A 22,078-nucleotide genomic window follows, 5' to 3' on the forward strand; every position below is an offset into this window, starting at 1 on the left:
CATGGCGGTCATCGACACAACGCCCCCCGGGATCACGAACAACACGCAGGCGCAGGAATGTCGCGCGGCCTGGTCGCTGACGGCGCCTGCTCTGGTCCTAATGGTGGCGATCCTGTTGCTGCCGGTGATGGTCGCGCTGGTCTTGTCCTTCACCAATTACTCGCTTGGCAACGACGGTTTCGACTGGATTGGCACCAAGAACTATGACCGGCTGTTTTCGCGCTCGACCTATGAAAAGATGTTCATCGCGACGTTCACCTATGTGGTGACGGTGGTCCCGATTTCGGTGGGTTTGGGGTTGGGTGCAGCGTTGCTGATCAACTCGCTTGGTCGGTTCCGCGAGATTTACAAGACCATCTATTTCCTGCCGGTGATGGCAACCCTGCTGGCGATGGCGATCGCGTGGGAGTTCATGCTGCACCCGTCGATTGGCATGATCAACCAAACGCTTGAAATGGGCTGCGGCACAGTGATCGAGGCGATTTGGCCTTTCATGGCCACGGGCTGCGCCGATGGATTTCCGGTCTGGCTGGGCGACAAGCGCTATGCCATCTGGGTGGTCTGCTTCATCGGTATCTGGCAAGGCTTTGGCTTTAACATGGTGCTTTACCTTGCGGGCCTGACCGGCGTGCACCGCGAGCTGTATCACGCGGCGGAAATGGACGGCGCCAAATCCGCGTGGGAGCGGTTCCGTTTGGTGACCTGGCCCGCCCTTGGCCCCACCACCGTCTTTGTCGTCACCATCAGCTGCATCCGCGCCTTTCAGGTGTTCGACACGATCGAGGCGTTCTGGCCCCAAGGCGGCGGTCCTAACAAATCCACCTACGTGATGATGTTCGCCATTTTCGAAAAGGGCGTGCAGCAGAACCTGATCGGCATCGGCTCGGCCATCACCGTTCTGTTCCTGATCTTTGTCATGTTCCTCACCCTGATCCAGCGCTGGCTGGTCGAGCGAAAGGTGCACTACTGATGACCCGTGACTGGTGGAAACATCTGATCCTGATCCTGGGTGTGATCGTCGTCATCGCGCCATTCTACATGATGGTCAGCTATTCGTTCAAATCCCCGGGAGAGATTGACCGGGGCGAAGGGGGCTTTTTCGGTCGGCAAGAGCTGATGATTGATCCGCGCTGCGTTGCCCTGCGTGATCCCAGCCGCGATGACATTGCCGCTGCTGCGGATCGGTTCCCCGGCCAAAGCGAGCGACAGATCCGCGACGCATTGATGGCCGAGGCCGAGGTGGAGTGTTCCATGCACCCGGTGGTTTTCAATTACAGCAAAGCCTTCACCGAGGCGCCGCTGCTGCGCTATCTGCTCAACGGCGTGATCGTCACCGTGTCGATCTTTTTGTTGCAGGTCGTGGTGGCGCTGCCTGCGGCCTATGCGCTTGCCAAGCTGAAATTCTGGGGACGCGAGGCGGTGTTTGGGCTGGTGCTCTTTTGCCTGCTGATCCCGGTGCATGCCATTGCATTGCCGCTTTACATCCTGCTGGCCAAGCTGGGGCTGACCAACACCTACGCGGCGCTGGTGGTGCCCTGGACGATTTCCGCCTTTGGGACTTTCCTGATGCGGCAGTTCTTTATGACCGTGCCGGATGACCTGATCGACGCTGCGCGGATGGACGGGATGGGAGAGTTCGCGATTGTCTGGCGCGTCATGCTGCCCACAGCGATCCCGGCGCTTCTGGCCTTTGCCATCTTTTCCATCGTCGCTCATTGGAATGACTACTTTTGGCCGCGCATCGTTGTGACCGGCAACCGCGATCTGTTCACCCCGCCGCTGGGCCTGCGCGAATTCAAAGGCGACGGGGACGGCAGTTTCTTTGGTCCGATGATGGCCACCGCCACCGTAATCGTCACGCCGCTGATCGTTGCCTTTTTGATCGCTCAGAAACGCTTCATCGAGGGGATCACGCTGAGCGGCATGAAATGAAACCGGGCGTGCCCAATCAAGGACACGCCCAACCCAAGATCCCAAAAGGGATGAACCCCGGAGCCGCCCGTCTGCAAACTTCTGGCTCCAAGACCCGGCAAGAGAGGACATCTTTCATGAAACTGACTGCCACCGCAATGGCCCTGGCCCTGACCGCCAGCGCCGCCTTCGCCCAAGACAAAGTCACGGTCGAGTTCGCCTATCCCTACAGCCACCTGTTCGATGTGACGTACGAGGCGATGATGCCCGCCTTTGAAAAGGCGCACCCGGATATCGAGATCAAGTTCCGCGCCACTTACGAATCCTATGAGGACGGCACCAACACCATCCTGCGTGAATCTGTTTCGGGCAATTTACCTGACGTGACCATGCAGGGCCTGAACCGCCAGCAGATCCTGGTGGACAAAGGCATCGCGCAGTCGCTGGAGCCCTTCATCGAGAAGGAAGCCGACTTTGCCAAAGAAGGCTATCATGACGCGATGCTGTCGCTGTCGACTTTTGGCGATAACGTCCACGGTCTGCCGTTCTCGGTCTCGCTGCCGGTTGGGTACTACAACATGGACATCCTGGCAGGGGCCGGGATCGACAAGATGCCGACCACCTGGGACGAGGTGATTGCCGCTTGTGAAACCATGAAAGCCAGCGGTACCAAAAACCCGATCTTCTGGGGTTGGAACATCACGGGCAACTGGTTCATGCAGGCCCTGATGTGGAGCCAGGATGAGGCCATCGTGGACAACGGTCGCGTCACGCTCGACAGCCCCGAAGCCTTGGCTGCGTTGGAGCAGATGCAAGAGATCTTTACCAAATGCGAGATGCAGAACCTGGAATGGAAGGCAGCGCTGGCCTCGTTCTCGGCGGGTGAAATCGGCATGATGTTCTGGTCGACGTCGGCGCTTGGTGCAGTCGAACGTTCGCAAGGTGAGTTCGTGCTGAAGACCGGCCCGTTCCCCGGCATGGGCGAAACCCCCAAGGGTCTGCCTGCGGGCGGAAACGCGGCGATGCTGACCTCGACCTCGGATGACCCAAAGGTACAGGAAGCGGCCTGGACCTGGCTCAAATTCATCACCAGCGGTGAGGGCGCCGCCGAGGTTGCCAAAACCACCGGTTACATGCCGCCCAACAAGGCCGCGAACGAGGTGATCCTGGCCGACTTCTATGACCAGAACCCCAACAAGCAGACCGCTGTCGATCAGCTGCCGCTGCTGCGCGACTGGCTGGCTTATCCGGGGGACAACGGTCTGGCCATCACCCAGGTGATTTATGACGGGATCGAACGGATTGTGACCGGTGACGCCACCGACATGAAAGAGCTGCAGCAAGAGATGGTCGAAGAAGTCGCCGACCTGCTGCCCAACGGCTAACCCGATCTTCGGTCGCCCGTGATTTTGCGGGCGACCGTTTCAATTTCAGGACATTCCATGAAACTCATCCATATCTCGGACATCCACCTGACCCTTCCCGGCGAAGAGATGGGCGGGCTTGATCCGCACAGCCGCTTCGCCCGCGCCCTGGCTGATGTAGGGGAAAACCACCCTGACGCCGCCCGCATCATCATCACTGGCGATCTGACCCATTGGGGTGAAGAGGGCGCTTATGAAGCGCTCAAGGCAGCGGTTACCGGGGCACCTGTGCCCGTGCGGCTGATGATCGGCAATCACGATGACCGCGCCACATTCCGCAAGGTCTTTGCAGATCACTCGATAGATGCCAATGGCTTCGTCAATCATGCCGAAACGCTTGATGGGGTCCGCCTGATCTTTCTCGATAGCGTCGGCGACAAGACCCATGCCGGTCATTTCTGCGCCAAGCGCCGCGATTGGCTGCGGGCCGAGCTTGAAGAATGTGATCGCTCGCGCATATTCCTGCATCACAATCCCATGGAGATCGGCCTGCCTGCCGAAGACAAGATCGCTCTGGTGGCCGAGGATCGGCCCGGTTTCCGTGCGCTGCTTGAAGAGTTCGCAGATCGCATCGACTATCTCCACTTTGGCCATGTCCACGCGCCGATCCATGGGCGATATGCCGGGGTTCAATTTGCCAGCGTGCCGTCGACCGGCAACCAGTCGCTGCCTGACCTGAGTGAGGCCGAATTTCTGCAGGGCGCTCCGATGGAGCCGGGATACTTCGTGCTGCTGATCAATGGGGATGACACCATCATCCACCAGGTGCCATTCAACTGGACTGGGCCAATCTACACCGCAGGGACGGATTGGGACGATTGGGTCAAGCCTGACGTCGCCGCCGCCGAGTGAGCGATCAGAACACCCCCATGCTGAGCCCCGCGCCAAGCGCCTGACCCAGGTCGCGGCACGGGGCGAGCTGATCGTTGCTCAGAACCTTCGGGGCCAAAATGGCCTCGGAGGTTTGGGCGTGGGTGCACAGGATGATCGCAGGCTGCACCTCGTTCAGCCGCCAGCCTTGGGCGATGCGGGCGATCTGGCGGACGGCACCCTGACCGTCTGATCCGGCGCAGATCATCTGGGAATATGCACGCCCCTCGATCTGGCCCAGCACCGGGTAATAACAGCGGTCAAAGAAGTCTTTCATGATCCCCGACACGGTCGCCAGGTTTTCAGGCGCGCAAAAGATATAGCCCGAGGCCGCCAGCACATCCTCTGGCCCTGCCTGGCTTGCTTCTTTCAGAACGGCCTGCGTTTCCCCTTTGGCCGCGTCATAAGCGGCTTCGGCCATCTGCCGACTGCCGCCGGTGCGCGAGTGATAGACGATCAAAAGGGATGACATGCGTGTTGCGCTCCGATGTTCAGGCGACCGCCAGGGTCGGGCTGTTTTCGGCCAGTGTAGCGGTATGTTCCGAAAGGATCGCCTTGAAATCCTCCAGCGCCTTGAACGATTTCTGCGCCACTGGATCAAGAATGCCAAAGGTCATCCAACGCGCAGGACTAAGCGGCACAAGGTCTACAAGCCCGGGCCGGATTTCCGCAGCACTCAACTCATCCGCGATGGTGACGCCAGCCCCGGCAGCCACCAACCCGCAGGCGGTCTGGGAGGAGGCAACCTCGACCGATTGCTTTGGGGACACGCCGGCCGAGCTGAAAATGTCATCCAATTGTTCACGCAGCAACAGCCCGTGCATCAGGCGAATGACAGGTTCGTCCATCAGATCTTCAGCAGTGATTTCCGGGCGGTCGGACAGGGGATGACCCAGAGGCAGAACCGCCTGACCTCGCACCCGGATCAGCGCCTTGGTGCGGATGCCGGGGTGCTGAACGGGCAGGGCACCAACCCCAATGTCATAGGCGCGTCCGGCCAGCCACTTGCCAGCGTCGCGTCGGCTGCGCACATCAAGGCTGACATTGACCTCGGGGTACTCTTTCATGAACCGGGCAATTGCTGGAATGGTCACGGCCTGTGCGATGCGCGGCATGGTCACGATCCGCAAGCTTTCGGACCGACCGGCTCGGATTTCGGCGGCGATGCGGGGCACCTCGTCGAGATTGTCAAGAATGCGCCCAGCCTCGCGGTAGAACGACATGCCCTCGGGCGTTGGGGTCAGCGCCCGCCCGCTGCGATCAAACAACGTCAGCTTGAGTTCTGCCTCAAGCCCCGAGATAAGCCGGCTGATCGCCGGCTGGCTCAGGTGCATGATCTCGGACGCGGCGGTCAGGGATCCCTCGGACAGGGTGGTGCGAAAGGCGCGAAGAGCCTTGATGTTCATCTGCAAAGCTTTCGTATTTTGCAAGAGTATTAAACATCTTTGCATTTTTTGCAATCGAGCAACTCCCGTATTGTGAGTGCGATCATATTAGGGAGGACCCTCATGAAACGCAGAACTCTGATTGGCGCTGTTGTCGCCACCATCGCCCTGACCGTTTCCGCGACTGCCAGCCTGGCTGCGGATTGGCCCAAGCGCCCCATCAACCTGGTTGTGCCCTACAAGGCTGGCGGTGGCACGGATGCCTATGCTCGCGCTATCTCAGCCGCAGCCGAGGGTGTGTTGGACGTGCCCGTCGTCGTTGTGAACAAGCCCGGTTCGGGTGGTCTGAACGGAGCAAACTCGGTCGTGGGTGCACGCCCGGATGGCTACACCATGATGATGACCTCGGGTGGTTCGTTTCTGCTGTCGACCATGACCCGTGACACCAAGATCGACGCGCTGGAAAGCTTTCAGTTTGTCGCTCAGGTTGGCCAGCTACGCACCTCGCTGATGGTGCCCAAGGACAGCCCTTTCCAGTCCGTGCAGGACGTGATTGACGCAGCCAAGGCAAACCCCGGCTCGCTTCGTTGGGCACATTCGGGCCGCGGTGGCTTCCACCACGTTGGCGGTCTGGGCTTCCTGGCCAACAATGACATCGAAGCCCAAGACGTTCCGTTCAAAGGGGGCGGACCGACCCGCGCCGCTCTGATTGGGTCGCAAGCTGATTTTGGCTTCCTGGGCGTTCAGCAGCTGGCCGGCTTCGAAGAGCAGCTGCGCGCACTCGCCGTCAACAGCCAGGACCGCGACACCATCATGAAGGACGTGCCCGCCTTTGGTGAGCTGGGTATTCCCTTTGCCGCCGTCTCCTCGCCGGTGATTGTCTTTGCCCCAAAAGACACACCTGCCGAGGTTGTCGCCGCGATGGAGGCCGCTCTGGCCGAGATCTCTGCCAAGCCCGAGTTCGCTGAACTGCTGGCATCGCGTGGCACTGGCCCGGTCTATCAGAACGGTGCAGACGCCAAGGCGGGCCTGACCGCGATGAAGGCGGACGCCGCCCCGCTGGTCGAAGGCCTGAGCAAGTAAACTCCAACCCCGACCGGGCCAACAAAACGGCCCGGTCGTTTCCTTTCTGACTGACGGAGGATACCATGCGTGCATATGCCGAAGGGTTGGTTCTGACCGCGATTTCGCTGGTGGCCCTGTGGGGCGCCTGGCGGGTCCCCGGTGCCACACCCGGTGACACCTGGGCCGGGATCGTGCCCTTTTCCGCAAGCCTTGCCCTGTTGCTGTTGTCCGGTCTGATGCTTCTGGGTGCGTCGCAACAGACCGCATCTGGCGAAGACAAGACCGACCACGCCGCCACGTTCGAAATCATCAGCTTGTTCCTGATCGCCCTGATCTATCAGCAGTCGTTCCGCTGGTTCGGCTATCTGCTGCCAACGGCCATCGTTGCCCCGATCGTTCTGTACATGTTCGGCGTGCGCAGCTGGGTCGGTCTGGCGCTGTCGGTGGTGATCTGCCCGCTGGTGTTTCATGTCATTTTCTTCGAGCTGCTTGGGGTGTTCCCACCCTTTGGCGAGGTCTTTGACCTGCTCGACTGGATCAAGGGGTAACGGGCCATGGAAATTTTTCCCGCAATGCTGTCGGTCATCACGGATCCGACCCTTTTGTTTGCCATCGTTCTGGCCGCAGCTGTCGGCATGATCGTTGGCGCAACGCCGGGCCTGACGGCCTCGGCCGCGATCGCAATGCTGTTGCCGATCACATTCTACATGCCACCGCTTTTCGCACTGGCGTTCCTTTACGTGATCGGGAAATCGGGCCGCTATGGCGGGTCGATTGCTGCGATCCTGTTCAATACTCCCGGCACTGCAGCTTCTGCCGCCACTCAAATCGACGGGTATCCTTTGGCCCGCGCGGGCAAGGCCGGGAAGGCGATGAAGGTGGCCACCATCTCGTCGATCATCGGGGACCTGATGGGGGATATCCTGTTGGTCGTTGGTGTCGGCTTCATCGCCGCAATTGCCCTGAAACTGGGTCCGCCGGAAACCTTTGCGATCTACTTTGCGGCCTTTGTCGTCATCGGCTCGGTCATTGGCAGCTCGATCACCAAAGGGCTTGCTTCAGCTATTCTGGGCATCCTGATCGCGATGATTGGCCTGGACCCGATTTCCAGCGAAGAGCGCTACACCTTTGGCTCGTTTGATCTGTCCAACGGAATTGGCCTCGTGCCGCTGATGATTGGTGTCTTTGTTCTGGGCGAGGTGTTCGCCCAGATGGAATCGCGCCGCAAGGCCACCGGTGACGTCGAAGAAAACGAAAGCGAAGGCGACGGCAATTCGCTGACATGGGACGAATACAAACCCTGTCTGCCGCATGCCTTGCGGGGTGGTTTCATCGGAGCAGGCATCGGTGTTCTGCCCGGTCTGGGATCGGCCATCGCTGCGTTCATCTCGTACGGTGAGGGTAAGCGGCGTGCCAAGAACCCCGAGAAATGGGGCAAGGGTGCGCTGGAAGGTGTCGCAGCCCCGGAATCGGCCAACAACGCCGTTTCGGGTCCGTCGATGGCGCCGCTGCTGACGCTGGGTATCCCCGGCTCGACCATCGGTGCGATCCTGTTGGGCGTGTTCCTGATCCATGGCATTCAGGTTGGTCCGACCCTGTTTCTGACCGACAAGGAGCTTGTCTATCAACTGTTCGCCTGCGGCATGCTGGGCATTCTGGCTTACGGGTTCATCGGCTACTTCGGTGCCACTCAGGTGGCCAAGCTGATCCTCAAGATCCCGACCAATGTGCTCTATCCGCTGATCTTTCTAACCGCCTTTGTTGCATCATATTCCGCTCGCGGTTCCATGTTTGACGTAACCGTGATGACCGTCGCGGGCTTTGGTGGCTGGCTGATGCGCAAGTATGACTTCAAAATCGCGGCCTGCGTCATCTCCTTCGTGCTGGCCAAAGGCGCAGAAGAGACTTTTCGTCAGTCCTTGCTGATGTCCGACGGTGGTGCACTGATCTTTGTCGAGCGTCCGGTTGCCCTTGGCTTCCTGCTACTTGGTGTGGTCGCGATTGCCTTGCGGGTTCGCGGCATCATGAAAGAGCGTAAATTGCAGGGGGGCTTGGGTGATGCTTGATTTCGGCGTCTATCGCGACTGTTTTTCCAGCGCCGATATGCGGTCGATCTGGTCCGAGCATGCCACGATGTCAGCCTGGCTAACGGTCGAGCAGGTACTGGCTGGGCAGCAGGCCAAGCTTGGCCTGATCCCGGCTGGCGCGGCCGAGGCCATCAATGCGGTGTCGGTCTGCGATCTCGATCAAGCAGAGCTCCAGCGCGAGATGATGCTGGTGGGGCGTCCAATCGTTGGCCTGGTCAATCAATTGCAGGCCAAGGTTGGTGCGCACGGCAAACATGTCCACCATCGTTCGACCACGCAGGACATCATGGACACCGCTGTGGCGTTACAGATGAAGCTGGGGCTGGAGCATATTCAGGACATGTTGGGGCGGATAGACACCGCGTTGGCGCATCTGATCCAGGCGCATCCAGAAACCCGGATGATGGGCCGCACCAACGGGCAGCATGCTGTTCCGATCCGATTGGCGACCAAATTGACGCTCTGGCAGGCCGAGTTGTACCGCCGGTCGGATGCTCTGACCGAGGCCGCGCGCCGTGGTTTGAATGTTCAGGTCGGTGGTCCGGTTGGTGACCTGCGCGGGTATGAGGATGGCGTTGGCCTGCAAGTCAAACAGGGTGTCGCGGATGCTCTTGGCCTATTCACAACCGAGCCACATTGGCAAAACGCCCGCGATGGTGTGGCCGATGTGGTGGCGGCCTTGGGGTTGTTATGTGCCACGCTCTGCAAGATTGCGCACAACGTGAACCTGCTGTCGTCTTCGGACATCGGTGAGGTTTATGAGGTGCACGAACAGGGCAAAGGTGCCTCATCCTCGATGGCGCACAAACGCAATCAGCGCGCGTCCGAGTTTGGCGAAGCCGTGGCCCGTCTGGGGCGCCAGCGGGCGGAACAGATCGGTGAGCTGACCCAGCACGAGCACGAACGTTCGGGCGGTGTCTGGATCGCTGAATGGGTTGTTGTGCCCGAGGTCTTTCTACTGACGTCGGGTGCTGTGTCCTGGACCGAAACCATGTTCAACACGCTGACTGTTAACAGTGACGCAATGGAAAACAAGTTGCCTGGCGCAGCTTGACCGAGCTCCCTCGCCTGGTCCGGAGATAAAATGGACCGGGTCTCTCCCCGTGAGCCGTCGATCCCGCTTCGGATCGGCGGCTCTTTTTTGTTTTGGCGGTGATGTGCAGCAGTCAAAATCTGAATGTTGATCTGTGTGGAAAATGGTATTACAAGCTGTATACAATTTTGTGACTCCCTGATCCGATTGGACCCCTCTGCGATGACCAACACCACACCGGCCACCCTGAATGGCGCTCAGATCATCCTGAAAATGCTGGAACTGCACGGCGTTGAACATGTGTTCGGTTTGCCGGGAGAAACCACAATCGGCTGGTACAAGGAGTGGCGTGAGAACTCGAACATCGAATATGTGCTGACCCGGGATGAACGCACGGCGGCTTACGCGGCCGAGGCCTATGCCAAAATCACCGGTAAGCCCTGCGTGCTCGAGGCGCCAAGCCCCGGTGTGACCCATTGTACCCCCGGCATCACCGAGGCCTATCTGAGCTCGGTTCCGATCATCTATTTCAGCTCGGACATCCCAATCAATCAGGACAAGAAGCACGGGCTGACCGGGGTCGATCAAACCGCGCTGTATGACAGCATCTGCAAGGAAAGCTTTGTACTGACCAACGCGCGCGAGATCCCCTTCATGTTGCGCCGCGCGTTCCGGGTGGCGACCTCTGGCCGACCAGCACCGGTGCATATCCGTGTGCCGATCAATGTCTTTCACGAAGAGGCCGAGGTCGATGACCTCTATGCGTCGGCCGAATACGGCAGCTATCCCGCGCATCGTCCGGTCGCAGATCACAGCAAGATCCGCGAGGCCATAGATGTGCTGCTGGCCGCCAAACATCCCGCCATCGTTTGCGGGCAGGGAGCGTTGATCTCGCGCGCCACGCAGGCGGTTCTGGACCTGGCAGAGTTGCTGCAGATTCCGGTGGCGACGACGACGCCGGGTAAGGGAACTATCCCGGAAAACCACCCGCTTGCTCTGCGCGTGATCGGTGGGCGTGGTGGCATGGAGTATTCGAACACTTACGTGCGCGAGGCGGATACGATTTTCTTTGTCGGCAGCAACACCGACAGCGCGGCCACGGATCACTGGCGGCTGTATGGTGACCCAAAAACCAAAACGTTCCTGCATCTGGACATTGCCGAGGCGCATGTCGGAAACATGTTCCCGGTCAAGGTGGGTCTGGTCGGGGATGCGCGCGCGACGTTGGAGTACATGGTTGAGATCATCAAATCCGAGCACCCCGATGTGGCCCGCGATGAGATTAACCTGAACCCGATCAAGAAGACGGCGTTGGACAAGGTCTTCAATTCGAACATCCCGATGCCAGAAAGCACGGTGTCGCCCGTGAAACTCAGCCAGGCGCTAGACAAGATCCTGCCCGCTAATGCGATCATCACCTCGGAACCGGGCGTGAGTGCGATCTACCCCTCGGCCTTGCTGACGATCAAGGAGCCGGGACGGCGCTACATCACCAACTACTCGATGGGGGCGTTGGGGTATTCTGTTCCTGCGGCGTTGGGCGCGTCCTATGCCTCTGACGGTCCGATCATCTCGTTCACCGGGGACGGATCATTTGGCTTTGTGTTGGGTGATATGGAGACCATTCGACGGTCGGGCAAGAACGTTACGGTCATCCTCAATCGCAACGACACCTTTGGCTGGATCCGGGGTGAGGCGATACTGCTGGATGACGTGGACGAGCCCTGGTCCACCGACTTTGGTGCGGTGGATTACGTCAAACTGGCCGAAGCGTTTGGGTTCAAGACAGCGCGGATCACGTCAGAAGATGACATCCAGGCGATCCTGCAAGAAGCGATCGCGCATGAAGGGGCCAGTTTTATCGAGATGATGGTGCCGACACAGGACAAGATCATTCCCTTCGTGCCCAACTGGGTGCGGGCCGCGAAAGCAAAGAATTTGCCTTATTTTGAGTAGTATCCGAGCGGTTCAACTCCGGATCACGGAACGCAGGGCAGCGGCCGCGCCGGGGGAGTAAGAATTACTCCCCCGGCGCGGCCGCTGCTTTCTTTTCCTTTCGAGCCGTTAGGCAGAGAACCGAAGTCTAGAACAGGCCCGCGCGGGGATCGTCGAGCTCCAAAGGGAACCTTTGCGGCATCAGCCCCTGATGGAACCAGTTCACGAAGGAATAGATCGAATAGACAGGCAGCCCCGTGACCTTTCGCACGTCGCGGGCGTAGGGCACCATGTTGGTGCATTCCAGGACGATCGCCCCAATGTCCCGGTCCGTCTCAACAATCTCGCGTGCTGCGTCGATCATGTCCTGACGGCAAGCGTCAAAGTCGATTTCAGCGTGATCATCCAGAATGCACCGGGTAAAGGCGCGGCCGCCATCGGTTCCGAAAATCGGCACTTCGTCCAGCTTCGACACGCCTGCCGCCTTCATGTGCGCCGGGGTCAGCGTGTTCTTGGAGATCGTCAGAACCGCCACCTTCTTGCCCGGCCCCATCAGCGCCTGCACCATCGGGATCTGCATTAGGGATGAGGTCGCCACCGGCACCGGTACCGCCTTGGCGATCCGATCCTGCGTCAGTGCCAAAAACCCGCAGTTGGTGGTGATCCCGTCGCAGCCGCTTTCGACCAGCTCATTCGCGGCAGCGATGAAATCATCAACCAGCAACATTGGATCTTGGCGCACGACCTTGTCGGGGCTGGCCCCTTTGACCACGCGGTATTGCACCGGAAACGGCCAGGTGGTGGCGTTGCCGATGTCGCCATAGATGCGCGGAAAGCGGGCTTCGAGCATCAGGATGCCCAGCACAGCGCCATAGACGGATTTTCCACCAAATTCGGTTGCCATTGCTTGGGCCCTTTCCCGAAAAGCCTAGTGTTGAGGGACGTAAAGGTTGCTGTAAGCCTTGCCCACAATCTCGGTCGCCTCGGCGTTATGCGTCTTGATGTGCGTGCGCATGCGGTCTTCGGCCGCTTGCGCATCGCGGTTCTCAAGCGCCTCGAAGATATGCAGATGCGCCGAATGGGTGATGTCGATCCGCTCGCGCATCGCGATCCAGCGTACATAGCGGATACGCTCGTAGGTCAGCTTGATCATGTTCACCAACTCGGGGTTGCCGGACAACTGGGCGATCATAAGATGAAACTCTTCGTCCAGACGTACGATTTCCTTAGTGGGAGTGCCGTCTGCATAGCGTTCAGCCGTGTCCGACAAAAACTGCCGTATCGCGGCGATGTCATCATCGCCTGCACGCTCGACCGCGGCGCGAATGGCTGATGTTTCCAGTGCCTCGCGTACCTCGTACAAATGAACAACCAGTTCCGGCGTCAATGGCTGGCAGAAGAACCCTCGCCCAGGTTCGAACATTAGCAGACCTTCAGCTGTCAGCCGGTTCATCGCTTCACGCAGGGGGGTTCTGCTGGCACCCAGCTGTTTGGACAGCTCGCTTTCGTTGATCCGTTCGGCTGGCTTGAACTCGAAATTGGCGGCCATCTGACGGACTTGTTCATAGACCAAATCAACGCTTGTGCTCATCTGTGGATGCCTTTTCCATTGACTGATCTGTTTTTGCCGAAGCCATTTGGAATGTCAACAAAATTGCCCACAATATTGGATGCGGAATTGTATACAGATCATCACGGCGGCGATTTCACCAACTCAAATGGGCGCTACTTCCAGGCAAACGTGGGTTGGTCAAAGTGCGAGACGCGGGTTTGCCGTCCGTGCAGCCCGGCTTCACGAAACTGATACAGGATGGCAGCCGTTGGCGCATACATATAATGACCCAAAGTCGGGAAGAATGCCGATAGCACCGGGTGCTCGCTGTTGGGGCTTTCTTCAAGCCTTGGGATCTCAGGGTCGTCAAGTTCAGACATCGGCAAATGAAACACTTGCTCTACTTCTGTCGGGTCGGGGCTTAGGTTTACCGGACCCAAGGTGGCAACCACAATTGGCGAGATTTGAAAGCCGGACCTTGTCGGAAAAACATCAAGCCGACCAAGAACAGAGTCAGCCTCCAGCTCCAGCCCCAACTCTTCGTGCAATTCTCTGAGGGCGGCTTGGACATCGTGCTCACCTTCGTCGAGGCGGCCGCCGGGCAGGGCGTATTGTCCACCGTGGCGGTTCAGTCTTGGGGGTCTCAACGTCATCAAAATACAGCTTTCCCTCGTTTCCACATGCTCGGTGATCACAATGGCAACTGCGGCCTTTCGCAGTTCTGTTTGAGTATTGGGCTGTACTGAAAACTGCTCAAGATTGGCTTTGACCCCTAACAAGAGGTCTTGGTTAAACATGTAGGTGTTCAATGGGTGGTCCAATCAAGTGTTTCCATGGCTGAAGCGCGGCAGGCAAAGTCTTTTGTTCAGCAACTTTGCCAATCGTGGAACGGCGGTGGTGGGGTACGTTTCAAGGTGATGGGGATGAAATCAGCGAATTGACCTTAAAGCAATGTGTCTACGCGGTCGGTTGAGCCTCACTCAGCGGTCTTCAGAAACGCAATGCAACTGGTCAACGATCATGACTATGCGCGGCTTTGGGGTGTTACGGATGGATCCGACGTAGGGTGGGCAATCGAACAGATTCAGAAAAATATGCGATAAAGTGCAAGTTCCCACTTTCGTGATGAGCATTATCTTGCATATACTGAGTCCGAATGCATTGTGACGCGGCAGGGGAGAGGCGCGCGCGAGTCGGATCGGAGGAGCCGCTCGCGCGCTGCCCCAGTCAATCACGTCAGGGAGGGGTGGATGAGCGGAAACGCAGCGCAGTATTTTGTGGATCGTCATGTTAACGAAGGGCGCGGCGACAGACCGGCCTTTCGCGAGGCAGGTGGTGAAAAGCGGTCCCTCACCTACGGTGCCTTGGCCGACGGGGCCGGTGTCGTGGCATCCGCGTTGACCCGTGCAGGCATCCCGCGCGAGGCGCGGGCCGTCATGCTGGTTCTGGATCAGATCGAGTTTCCGCAGATCTTTTGGGGTTGCATGAGGGCGGGCGTGGTCCCCGTGCCCCTCAATACCTTGCTGGCCGCCCCGGTCTATAAGGCCATTCTGGAAGACAGCCGCGCGACCATCCTGTTTGTCAGCCAAGAGCTTTGGCCGGTCGTGGAACCCGCTGCAAGGGCATCCAGCCACCTGAGCCATATCGTCGTCATTGGTGACGCGCCCGAGGGCACCGGCAGCTATGCGGACTTCACTGCGGATTGTGCCCCTTCCGATACGGTCGATGCGTCCGAGGATGACGTGGCATTCTGGCTCTATTCGTCCGGGTCGACCGGGCAGCCCAAAGGGGTGCGCCATGTGCATGGCAGTCTCAAGGCCACGGCCGACACCTATGGTGCGCAGGTGTTGCAGATCGAACCCGGCGATGTGGTCTATTCTGCGGCAAAGCTGTTCTTTGCCTATGGATTGGGCAACGCCATGACCTTTCCCATGTCCGTGGGGGCCGAAACCATCCTGTTCAACGGCCGTCCCACACCCGAGATGACCGTACAGATCCTGCGTGACGAGAAACCCACCGTGTTCTGTGGGGTGCCCACCCTCTATGCCGCGACGGTTGCCTTGCTCGAGCAAGGCGATGTGCCGGATACCAAACTGCGGCGTTGCATTTCAGCCGGAGAGGCCTTGCCAGAAGACATCGGAACCGCGTGGCGCGGGCTTTGGGGAACGGACATCTTGGATGGTGTTGGTTCGACTGAAATGCTGCACATCTTTTTGTCGAATGCGCCCGATGATGTGGCGTACGGCACCTCTGGACGCCCGGTGCCGGGCTACGACGTCCGGTTGGTGGACGAAGATGGCAATGACGTTCCCGTCGGCGGATTGGGCGAGCTTTTGGTGCGCGGAGCGTCTGCGGCGGACGGCTATTGGAACAAGCGCGACAAAAGTCGGGCGACATTCGAAGGAGAATGGACCCGCACCGGCGACAAATACGAGCTGACGGAAAGCGGGCGGTATGTGTACTGCGGACGCACCGACGACATGTTCAAGGTGTCCGGCATCTGGGTATCTCCGTTCGAGGTCGAGCAGGCGCTGAGCGCGCACCCCGCCGTACTGGAGGCCGCAGTGGTCCCCATGCGGGATGAGCAGGATCTGGAAAAGCCCAAGGCCTTTATCGTTCTCAAGCAGGACGTGGGTGGTGATCTGACCGAAGAGCTGCAGACATTTGTCAAAGACAAGGTTGGCAAATGGAAATACCCTCGGTGGATCGACTTTGTTGACGATCTGCCCAAGACCGCAACGGGTAAGATTCAACGTTTCAAGCTGCGTGAAGGGTAAAAGATGTTCGAATGGAGTCTGACCCCAAGCTTTCCGATGAAGGTGAATGGCGTCGCCTTGGAATATGCCTGTCACGGCCCCGCCCCGGATCAGGCCCCGACGATCGTCCTGCTGCACGAGGGGTTGGGCTGTGTCGCTCTGTGGCGGGATTTCCCCGAGAAGCTGTCAGCACGCACCGGTTTCGGTGTGCTGGTGTTTTCGCGACAGGGCTATGGCAACTCGGACCCGATCCAGCTGCCGCGCAGGTTGGATTACCAGTCAAAAGAGCCGCTTGAGGTGCTGCCGCACATCATGGAGCAGGCGGATATTCAGCGGTGTATCCTGTTCGGTCATTCAGACGGTGCCACGATGGCCGCGGCCTATGCGGGCAGTGTCGAAGATCATCGGGTGCGAGGGGTGATTTTGATGGCCCCGCATTTCTTTGCCGAACCCATGGGGCTGGCCGAGATCGAGCGGGCGCGCGACACGTTCAACACCACCGACCTTTCAACGCGGATGAGCAAATATCACCGAGATCCCGAAGGTGCGTTTCGGGGTTGGGCAGATGTTTGGCTTGATCCGGGGTTTGCCGATTGGAATGTGGCCGAGGTGATCGACTATATCCGGGTGCCCATCCTGGCGATCCAGGGGCATGGCGACCAATATGGCACCATGGCGCAGTTGGACGAAATTACCGACCGCGCCTATTGCCCCGTTGGTCGAGTCGAGCTGGATTGTAAACATTCGCCCCATCTGGAGGCTTCCGAGGAAACGCTCGCCGCCGCGGCGGAATTCTGCGCCAGATTGGAACGGATCGAAGCGGCGCAAGTCGAAACCGCTTGATCGGTGGAACTGCCTGCGGTTCCATATGTTCCCGGCGCGACCCCGCGCCCCGAAGAGGGAACGTATGACGCGCTGAGGTTGACAGCACGGCCGGGAATGTCCGTTTTCGATCTTGCGATCTGTGACGCCTGGACTGCGGGTTGGACGTTTCTGGAGGCCGAATGCTTTTGGGAAGCGCATGAGGTGTGGGAGGCGGTTTGGCTGGTCTTGCCGCCGAATTCGACAGAGCGGCGATTTGTGCAGGCCGTCATCCAATTGGCCAATGCGTCGCTGAAAGAGAAGATGGATCGACCACAAGCTGTGCGCCGTTTGTGCGTTGCCTGCCGATCAGGGCTGAACGGTTTACCGACTGAAGTTATGGGCATCCGGGTTGTAAGGGTGCTGGAGCGATTGAGTGCAATAGAAGGGCGAATCGCAACGTGATGTGCATTATAATGCTTAAAAATGCTCTTAAATTCACTCATCCTGGTGAAAGCGTGCCCGAAAATGAACGATCTTGAGTTCAATTTGTGCATTATTATGCCAATATGAGCTTGCCGCACATCATTTGACGTACTATGTTGCACATCAACCAACAAAGGCGGAGACCGGCATGGCCGAACGTATCGACTTTCAGACCGATCCCTCGAACTATCGTCATTGGCGCGTTGAATACGACGGGCCCGTTGCGAACCTGTTCATGGATGTGGACGAGACGGCCGGGCTGTTTCCCGGCTACGAGTTGAAACTCAATTCTTACGACTTGGGTGTTGATATCGAGCTGGCTGATGTCGTGCAGCGGATGCGGTTTGAACACCCCGAGGTCAAGGTCGTGGTGATGCAATCGGCAAAGGACAAGGTGTTCTGCGCCGGGGCCAACATCCGGATGCTCGGCGGTGCGAGCCACGCGCACAAGGTGAACTTCTGCAAATTCACCAACGAGACCCGCAACACGTTCGAGGCCGCAGAAGCGGATTCAGGACAAAAATACGTGGCCGCTGTCAAAGGCGCCTGCGCCGGGGGCGGGTATGAGCTGGCACTGGCCTGCAATCACATCATGCTGACGAATGATTCCTCGTCGTCCGTAGCCCTGCCCGAAGTACCGCTGCTGGCAGTGCTGCCGGGCACCGGCGGTCTGACCCGCGTGACCGACAAGCGCAAGGTGCGCCGCGATCTGGCTGATGTGTTCTGCTCGGTCGAAGAAGGCGTCAAAGGCCAACGCGCAGTGGACTGGAAACTTGTGGACGAGGTCATCGCCAATTCGAAATTCGATGACACCGTGCAAGAGCGCGCGAAAGAGTTTGCAGATGCCTCGGACAAGGCGGATGTTGCCGCGGGCATCACCCTGACACCTCTGTCCCGCAGTTTCGCCGAAGACGGATCGGTGACCTATTCCACGGTCGAAGTGACGGTCGAACGGGATGCAGGCCGTGCGACCATCCTGATCAAGGGGCCAGAGGGTGAAGCGCCGACATCAACCGATGCTCTGGCCGAACAAGGGGCAGAGGGCTACATGCTGCGTCTTGCGCGTGAGCTGGACGACGCGATCCTGCATCTGCGCCTGAACGAGCGTGAGCTTGGGTTGGTGGTTTTCAGCACTCAAGGAGACGCGGACAACCTGGTCGCCCATGAAAGGCTGCTGCTGGACAACGCCGACCACTGGCTGGCCAACGAAATCCTGACCTATTGGAAGCGGGTGCTGAAACGGGTCGACATGACCTCGCGGTCGCTGGTGGCTTTGGTCGAACATGGGTCTTGTTTTGCTGGGGTTCTGGCCGAGTTGCTGTGGTCCGTCGACCGGACCTACATGATGCTCGAAGAGTTCGAAGGCGACAATCGGCCCTTGGCGGCGATCAAGCTGACAGACGGCAATTTCGGGCGCTATCCGATGTCGAACGACCTGACGCGGTTGGAAACCCGCTTTCTTGGATCACCCGAGGCGGTTGATGCAGCCAAGGCGCAGATCGGCGCAGCGATCGAGGCGGATGAGGCCGAAGAAATGGGCCTGATCACCTATGCCTTTGATGACATCGATTGGGAAGATGAGGTGCGCATCTTCATGGAAGAACGCGCCAGCTTCTCACCCGATGCAATGACCGGGATGGAGGCGAACCTGCGCTTTGCCGGTCCCGAGACGATGGAAACCCGCATTTTCGGGCGGCTGACCGCCTGGCAGAATTGGATTTTCCAGCGCCCCAACGCAGTGGGCGAAGACGGCGCATTGCAACGCTATGGCACTGGTGTGCGCGGCAACTACAACATGGAACGTGTGTAACGGCGGTGGCAGGGCCATCGACTGGGGAGGAATGAAATGCTCGATCTGATCAACGTCAGTTATGACACCCAGATCCCGAACAATGTGGGTCTGAGTCAGGATAAGAAGGTCCTGAAAGCGCTGGAGAAATGGCATCCCGGTTACATCAACTGGTGGAACGACCTGATCCCGCGGAACTTTCAGGAAAGCATGGTCTATCTGCGCACCGCTGTGTCGGTGGATCCCAAGGGGTGGGCCAAGTTCGACTATGTGAAGATGCCGGAATACCGTTGGGGTGTTTTGTTGGCACCACAGGTTGAAGACCGTCGCATTCCGTGCGGCGAGCATTATGGTGAACCCGCCTGGCAAGAGGTGCCCGGTGAATACCGCAACATGCTCAAGCGTTTGATCGTGATCCAGGGCGACACCGAGCCGGGCTCGGTCGAGCAGCAGCGGTTCCTGGGTCTGACCGCCCCGTCGCTATATGACATGCGTAATCTGTTCCAGGTGAACGTCGAAGAGGGGCGGCACCTGTGGGCGATGGTCTATCTGCTGCAGAAATACTTTGGCCGCGATGGCCGGGAAGAGGCCAACGACATGCTGGTCCGTTCTTCGGGATCGGATGAAGCGCCGCGAATGCTGGGTGCGTTCAACGAAGAAACGCCGGATTGGCTGTCGTTCTTCATGTTCACCTATTTCACCGACCGCGACGGTAAGATGCAGCTGGAAAGCCTGGCACAATCCGGGTTTGATCCGCTCAGCCGCACGTGCCGCTTCATGCTGACCGAAGAGGCCCACCATATGTTTGTTGGTGAAACCGGTGTTGGCCGCACCATCCAGGCGACGTGTGAGGCGATGAACAAGGCGGGCATTACTGATCCCTACGACATCGACAAGATACGCGATCTGGGTGTGATCGACCTGCCCACGATCCAGAAAAAGCTGAACCTGCATTACACCCTGTCACTGGACCTGTTCGGAAACGAAGTGTCGACCAACGCCGCCAACGCGTTCAACGCGGGCGTCAAGGGCCGGTTCATGGAGATGCGGATCAAGGATGACCACAAGCTGAGTGACGACACCTACGTTGTGCGCACGGTCAAAGATGGCGCGATCCTTGCCGAAGAGGTCCCCGCTCTGACAGCGATCAATATGCGTTTGCGCGATGACTACGTGAAAGACGCCGCAGGTGGTGTGGGCCGCTGGAACAAGATCATCGAAAAGCACGGGATCGAATTTGCCATGGCCCTGCCACATGAAGGGTTCCACCGCAAAATCGGCGTTTTTGCCAGTGTTAGTGTCGATCCCCAGGGTAACATCATTCCGAAAGAGGAGTGGAATGCCAAGGTCAAGGATTGGCTGCCAACCAAGGCGGATGGCGATTTCATTCAGTCGCTGATGAAACCCTGCTTTGAGCCCGGCAAATTCGCGAGCTGGATTTCTCCGCCCAAGGTCGGCATCGACAACAAGCCAGGCGATTTCGAATACGTGCAACTGCACATGGCATAATCGTCCAAGCCAGGAGAAGGTCATGGAGATCGAACAAAGCGCGCCGAAAACCCGGCGCTTGGTCGAAGTCGGTCAGATCGTGATCGACCAGAATGCACCCTGTTTGGGCTGCACCACATGTCGGGGCGTCTGTTTCGCCCTGGCCGAGGTGGCAACCTTGCCCGAAGTTGTGTTGCGGCGGGGGTCGACCCCATGAACCAACCCCTGAAACAACATCTGATCGACCCGGAAATCTGCATTCGTTGCTACACCTGCGAGATGACCTGCCCCGAAGAGGCCATCGAACATGACGACATGAATGTCGTGGTCGATGCCTCGAAATGCAATTTTTGCATGGACTGCATTCCTGTCTGCCCAACGGGGTCCATTGACGAGTGGCGGGTGGTGGCCGAGCCCTATTCGGTCGACGAACAGTTCGAGTGGATGGAACTGCCCCCGCAAGAGGATCTGCCCGAGGCCGACACCGGCCTCGAGGCGCTGGATGATGCGATGGCGGCCCTTTTGGCCGAGGCACACAAGGGGGCTGGCGGCAAGGCCAAGGCACCGGCATCCGCCTCGAAGCCCACGATCAACCTCTACACCATCGGCAAACCGGCCGAGGCAAAGGTGCAGGGGAACTATCGGTTGACGGACCAAGACAGCGACAGCGACGTGCGCCACATCATTCTGGACCTCGGTGCGCTGCCCTTTCCCGTGCTCGAAGGGCAAAGTGTTGGGATCATCCCACCCGGCACCGACGCCGAAGGCAAACCGCATTTGCCGCGTCTCTACTCGGTGTCCAGCCCACGAGACGGCGAGCGCCCCAACTTCAACAACCTGTCCCTGACCGTCAAACGCGAAGAACACGGCGTCTGCTCGAACTACGTGTGTGACCTGAAAGCAGGTGATACGGTTCAATTGACCGGCCCCTTTGGCGCGACCTTCTTGCTGCCCTCTGACCACGAGACGCACCTGTTGATGATCTGCACGGGCACCGGGTCAGCTCCGTTCCGTGCCTTCACCATGCGCAGGCAGCGTGAGAACCCAAAGCTCAAGGACACACTGACCCTGGTCTTTGGTGCTAGACGCCCCGAAGAGCTGCCGTATTTTGGCCCCCTCGGGAAAGTTCCGGATGAATTCATGGCCAAGCATTTCGCGTTCTCGCGGATGGAGGGTGAGACCAAGCACTATGTCCAGGACAAGCTGAGGGATGAGGCCGAGAAGGTGAGCAAACTGTTGCAGGATCCCAAAGGTCACATCTATATCTGCGGACTCAAGGCGATGGAACAAGGCGTCGAGGAAGCGCTCAAGGACGTTGCGCGCGGTATCGGTTTGAATTGGGCCGAGATCCGCGATAAAATGCGCGAAGACGGACGGTATCACGTGGAAACCTACTGACCCGTACAATCCAGCGAGATGCAAGATAATGCTGTATCGCATTGCCAATTTGGCAATGCCGTCGTAGAATTGCGCATTATTTTGCATAACGGCTGGGC

Annotated in this window: 21 protein-coding genes; 16 read left to right on the forward strand and 5 right to left on the reverse strand. The window is 58.8% G+C overall.

Features of this window, described 5'->3' with window-relative positions:
- Position 1 precedes the first annotated feature (1 nt).
- From TRM7615_RS03030 to TRM7615_RS03045, 4 genes are all read left to right on the forward strand, one after another.
- Complete coding sequence (locus tag TRM7615_RS03030; RefSeq protein WP_108785402.1) at positions 2-970, forward strand: carbohydrate ABC transporter permease; 969 nt, start codon at positions 2-4, stop codon at positions 968-970.
- Positions 970-1,932, forward strand: a complete 963-nt coding sequence (locus tag TRM7615_RS03035; RefSeq protein ID WP_108785403.1) for a carbohydrate ABC transporter permease — start codon at positions 970-972, stop codon at positions 1,930-1,932. Before TRM7615_RS03030 ends, TRM7615_RS03035 begins: the two co-directional genes overlap by 1 nt.
- A gap of 116 nt (positions 1,933-2,048) precedes the next feature.
- The gene (locus TRM7615_RS03040) at positions 2,049-3,296 is read left to right on the forward strand and encodes an ABC transporter substrate-binding protein (protein ID WP_108785494.1); all 1,248 of its coding nucleotides are present in this window, start codon (positions 2,049-2,051) and stop codon (positions 3,294-3,296) included.
- Positions 3,297-3,353: 57 nt separating this feature from the next.
- On the forward strand, positions 3,354-4,187 hold the full coding sequence (locus TRM7615_RS03045; protein WP_108785404.1) for a metallophosphoesterase: 834 nt from the start codon (positions 3,354-3,356) through the stop codon (positions 4,185-4,187).
- A gap of 4 nt (positions 4,188-4,191) precedes the next feature.
- On the opposite strand, the gene TRM7615_RS03050 is transcribed toward TRM7615_RS03045, so the two are convergent.
- Both TRM7615_RS03050 and TRM7615_RS03055 read right to left on the reverse strand, forming a co-directional pair.
- Positions 4,192-4,677: a flavodoxin family protein gene (locus TRM7615_RS03050; protein WP_108785405.1), complete on the reverse strand. Its 486-nt coding sequence runs from the start codon at positions 4,675-4,677 to the stop codon at positions 4,192-4,194.
- Positions 4,678-4,696: 19 nt separating this feature from the next.
- A complete protein-coding gene (locus tag TRM7615_RS03055; protein WP_165821348.1) occupies positions 4,697-5,611 on the reverse strand; it encodes a LysR family transcriptional regulator in 915 nt (304 codons plus the stop codon).
- 102 nt (positions 5,612-5,713) lie between these two features.
- Between TRM7615_RS03055 and TRM7615_RS03060 the strand changes: the two genes are divergently transcribed.
- The 5 genes from TRM7615_RS03060 to TRM7615_RS03080 all read left to right on the forward strand — a co-directional run bounded on the left by TRM7615_RS03060 (position 5,714) and on the right by TRM7615_RS03080 (position 11,731).
- A complete protein-coding gene (locus TRM7615_RS03060; RefSeq protein ID WP_108785407.1) occupies positions 5,714-6,673 on the forward strand; it encodes a Bug family tripartite tricarboxylate transporter substrate binding protein in 960 nt (319 codons plus the stop codon).
- Between the two features lie 65 nt (positions 6,674-6,738).
- A complete protein-coding gene (locus TRM7615_RS03065; protein WP_108785408.1) occupies positions 6,739-7,203 on the forward strand; it encodes a tripartite tricarboxylate transporter TctB family protein in 465 nt (154 codons plus the stop codon).
- Between the two features lie 6 nt (positions 7,204-7,209).
- The gene (locus TRM7615_RS03070) at positions 7,210-8,721 is read left to right on the forward strand and encodes a tripartite tricarboxylate transporter permease (RefSeq protein ID WP_108785409.1); all 1,512 of its coding nucleotides are present in this window, start codon (positions 7,210-7,212) and stop codon (positions 8,719-8,721) included.
- Complete coding sequence (locus TRM7615_RS03075; protein ID WP_108785410.1) at positions 8,714-9,796, forward strand: lyase family protein; 1,083 nt, start codon at positions 8,714-8,716, stop codon at positions 9,794-9,796. Before TRM7615_RS03070 ends, TRM7615_RS03075 begins: the two co-directional genes overlap by 8 nt.
- A 201-nt stretch (positions 9,797-9,997) precedes the next feature.
- Positions 9,998-11,731 (forward strand): thiamine pyrophosphate-binding protein, encoded by a 1,734-nt coding sequence (locus tag TRM7615_RS03080; protein WP_165821349.1) that lies wholly within the window; start codon positions 9,998-10,000, stop codon positions 11,729-11,731.
- A 127-nt stretch (positions 11,732-11,858) separates the two neighbouring features.
- Here TRM7615_RS03080 and TRM7615_RS03085 read toward each other — a convergent pair whose 3' ends face one another.
- The 3 genes from TRM7615_RS03085 to TRM7615_RS03095 form a co-directional block, all read right to left on the reverse strand.
- Complete coding sequence (locus tag TRM7615_RS03085; protein ID WP_108785412.1) at positions 11,859-12,614, reverse strand: aspartate/glutamate racemase family protein; 756 nt, start codon at positions 12,612-12,614, stop codon at positions 11,859-11,861.
- Positions 12,615-12,638: 24 nt separating this feature from the next.
- A complete protein-coding gene (locus tag TRM7615_RS03090) occupies positions 12,639-13,301 on the reverse strand; it encodes a GntR family transcriptional regulator (protein WP_108785413.1) in 663 nt (220 codons plus the stop codon).
- Positions 13,302-13,435: 134 nt separating this feature from the next.
- Positions 13,436-14,071 (reverse strand): NUDIX hydrolase, encoded by a 636-nt coding sequence (locus tag TRM7615_RS03095; RefSeq protein WP_165821350.1) that lies wholly within the window; start codon positions 14,069-14,071, stop codon positions 13,436-13,438.
- A gap of 441 nt (positions 14,072-14,512) precedes the next feature.
- Here TRM7615_RS03095 and TRM7615_RS03100 point away from each other — a divergent pair, with 441 nt between their 5' ends.
- From TRM7615_RS03100 to boxA, 7 genes are all read left to right on the forward strand, one after another.
- The gene (locus TRM7615_RS03100; protein WP_108785415.1) at positions 14,513-16,039 is read left to right on the forward strand and encodes a benzoate-CoA ligase family protein; all 1,527 of its coding nucleotides are present in this window, start codon (positions 14,513-14,515) and stop codon (positions 16,037-16,039) included.
- Between the two features lie 3 nt (positions 16,040-16,042).
- Positions 16,043-16,861: an alpha/beta fold hydrolase gene (locus TRM7615_RS03105; protein ID WP_108785416.1), complete on the forward strand. Its 819-nt coding sequence runs from the start codon at positions 16,043-16,045 to the stop codon at positions 16,859-16,861.
- A 96-nt stretch (positions 16,862-16,957) separates the two neighbouring features.
- Complete coding sequence (locus tag TRM7615_RS03110) at positions 16,958-17,284, forward strand: DUF309 domain-containing protein (protein ID WP_108785417.1); 327 nt, start codon at positions 16,958-16,960, stop codon at positions 17,282-17,284.
- Positions 17,285-17,453: 169 nt separating this feature from the next.
- On the forward strand, positions 17,454-19,115 hold the full coding sequence (boxC, locus tag TRM7615_RS03115; RefSeq protein ID WP_108785418.1) for a 2,3-epoxybenzoyl-CoA dihydrolase: 1,662 nt from the start codon (positions 17,454-17,456) through the stop codon (positions 19,113-19,115).
- Between the two features lie 36 nt (positions 19,116-19,151).
- A complete protein-coding gene (gene boxB / locus TRM7615_RS03120) occupies positions 19,152-20,603 on the forward strand; it encodes a benzoyl-CoA 2,3-epoxidase subunit BoxB (RefSeq protein WP_108785419.1) in 1,452 nt (483 codons plus the stop codon).
- A 22-nt stretch (positions 20,604-20,625) separates the two neighbouring features.
- On the forward strand, positions 20,626-20,799 hold the full coding sequence (locus TRM7615_RS25425) for a hypothetical protein (RefSeq protein WP_165821351.1): 174 nt from the start codon (positions 20,626-20,628) through the stop codon (positions 20,797-20,799).
- A complete protein-coding gene (gene boxA / locus TRM7615_RS03125) occupies positions 20,796-21,980 on the forward strand; it encodes a benzoyl-CoA 2,3-epoxidase subunit BoxA (RefSeq protein ID WP_108785420.1) in 1,185 nt (394 codons plus the stop codon). The genes TRM7615_RS25425 and boxA overlap by 4 nt, the downstream gene beginning before the upstream one ends.
- Positions 21,981-22,078: the final 98 nt, after the last annotated feature.

Source organism: Falsiruegeria mediterranea M17 (assembly GCF_900302455.1).
Taxonomy (GTDB): domain Bacteria; phylum Pseudomonadota; class Alphaproteobacteria; order Rhodobacterales; family Rhodobacteraceae; genus Falsiruegeria; species Falsiruegeria mediterranea.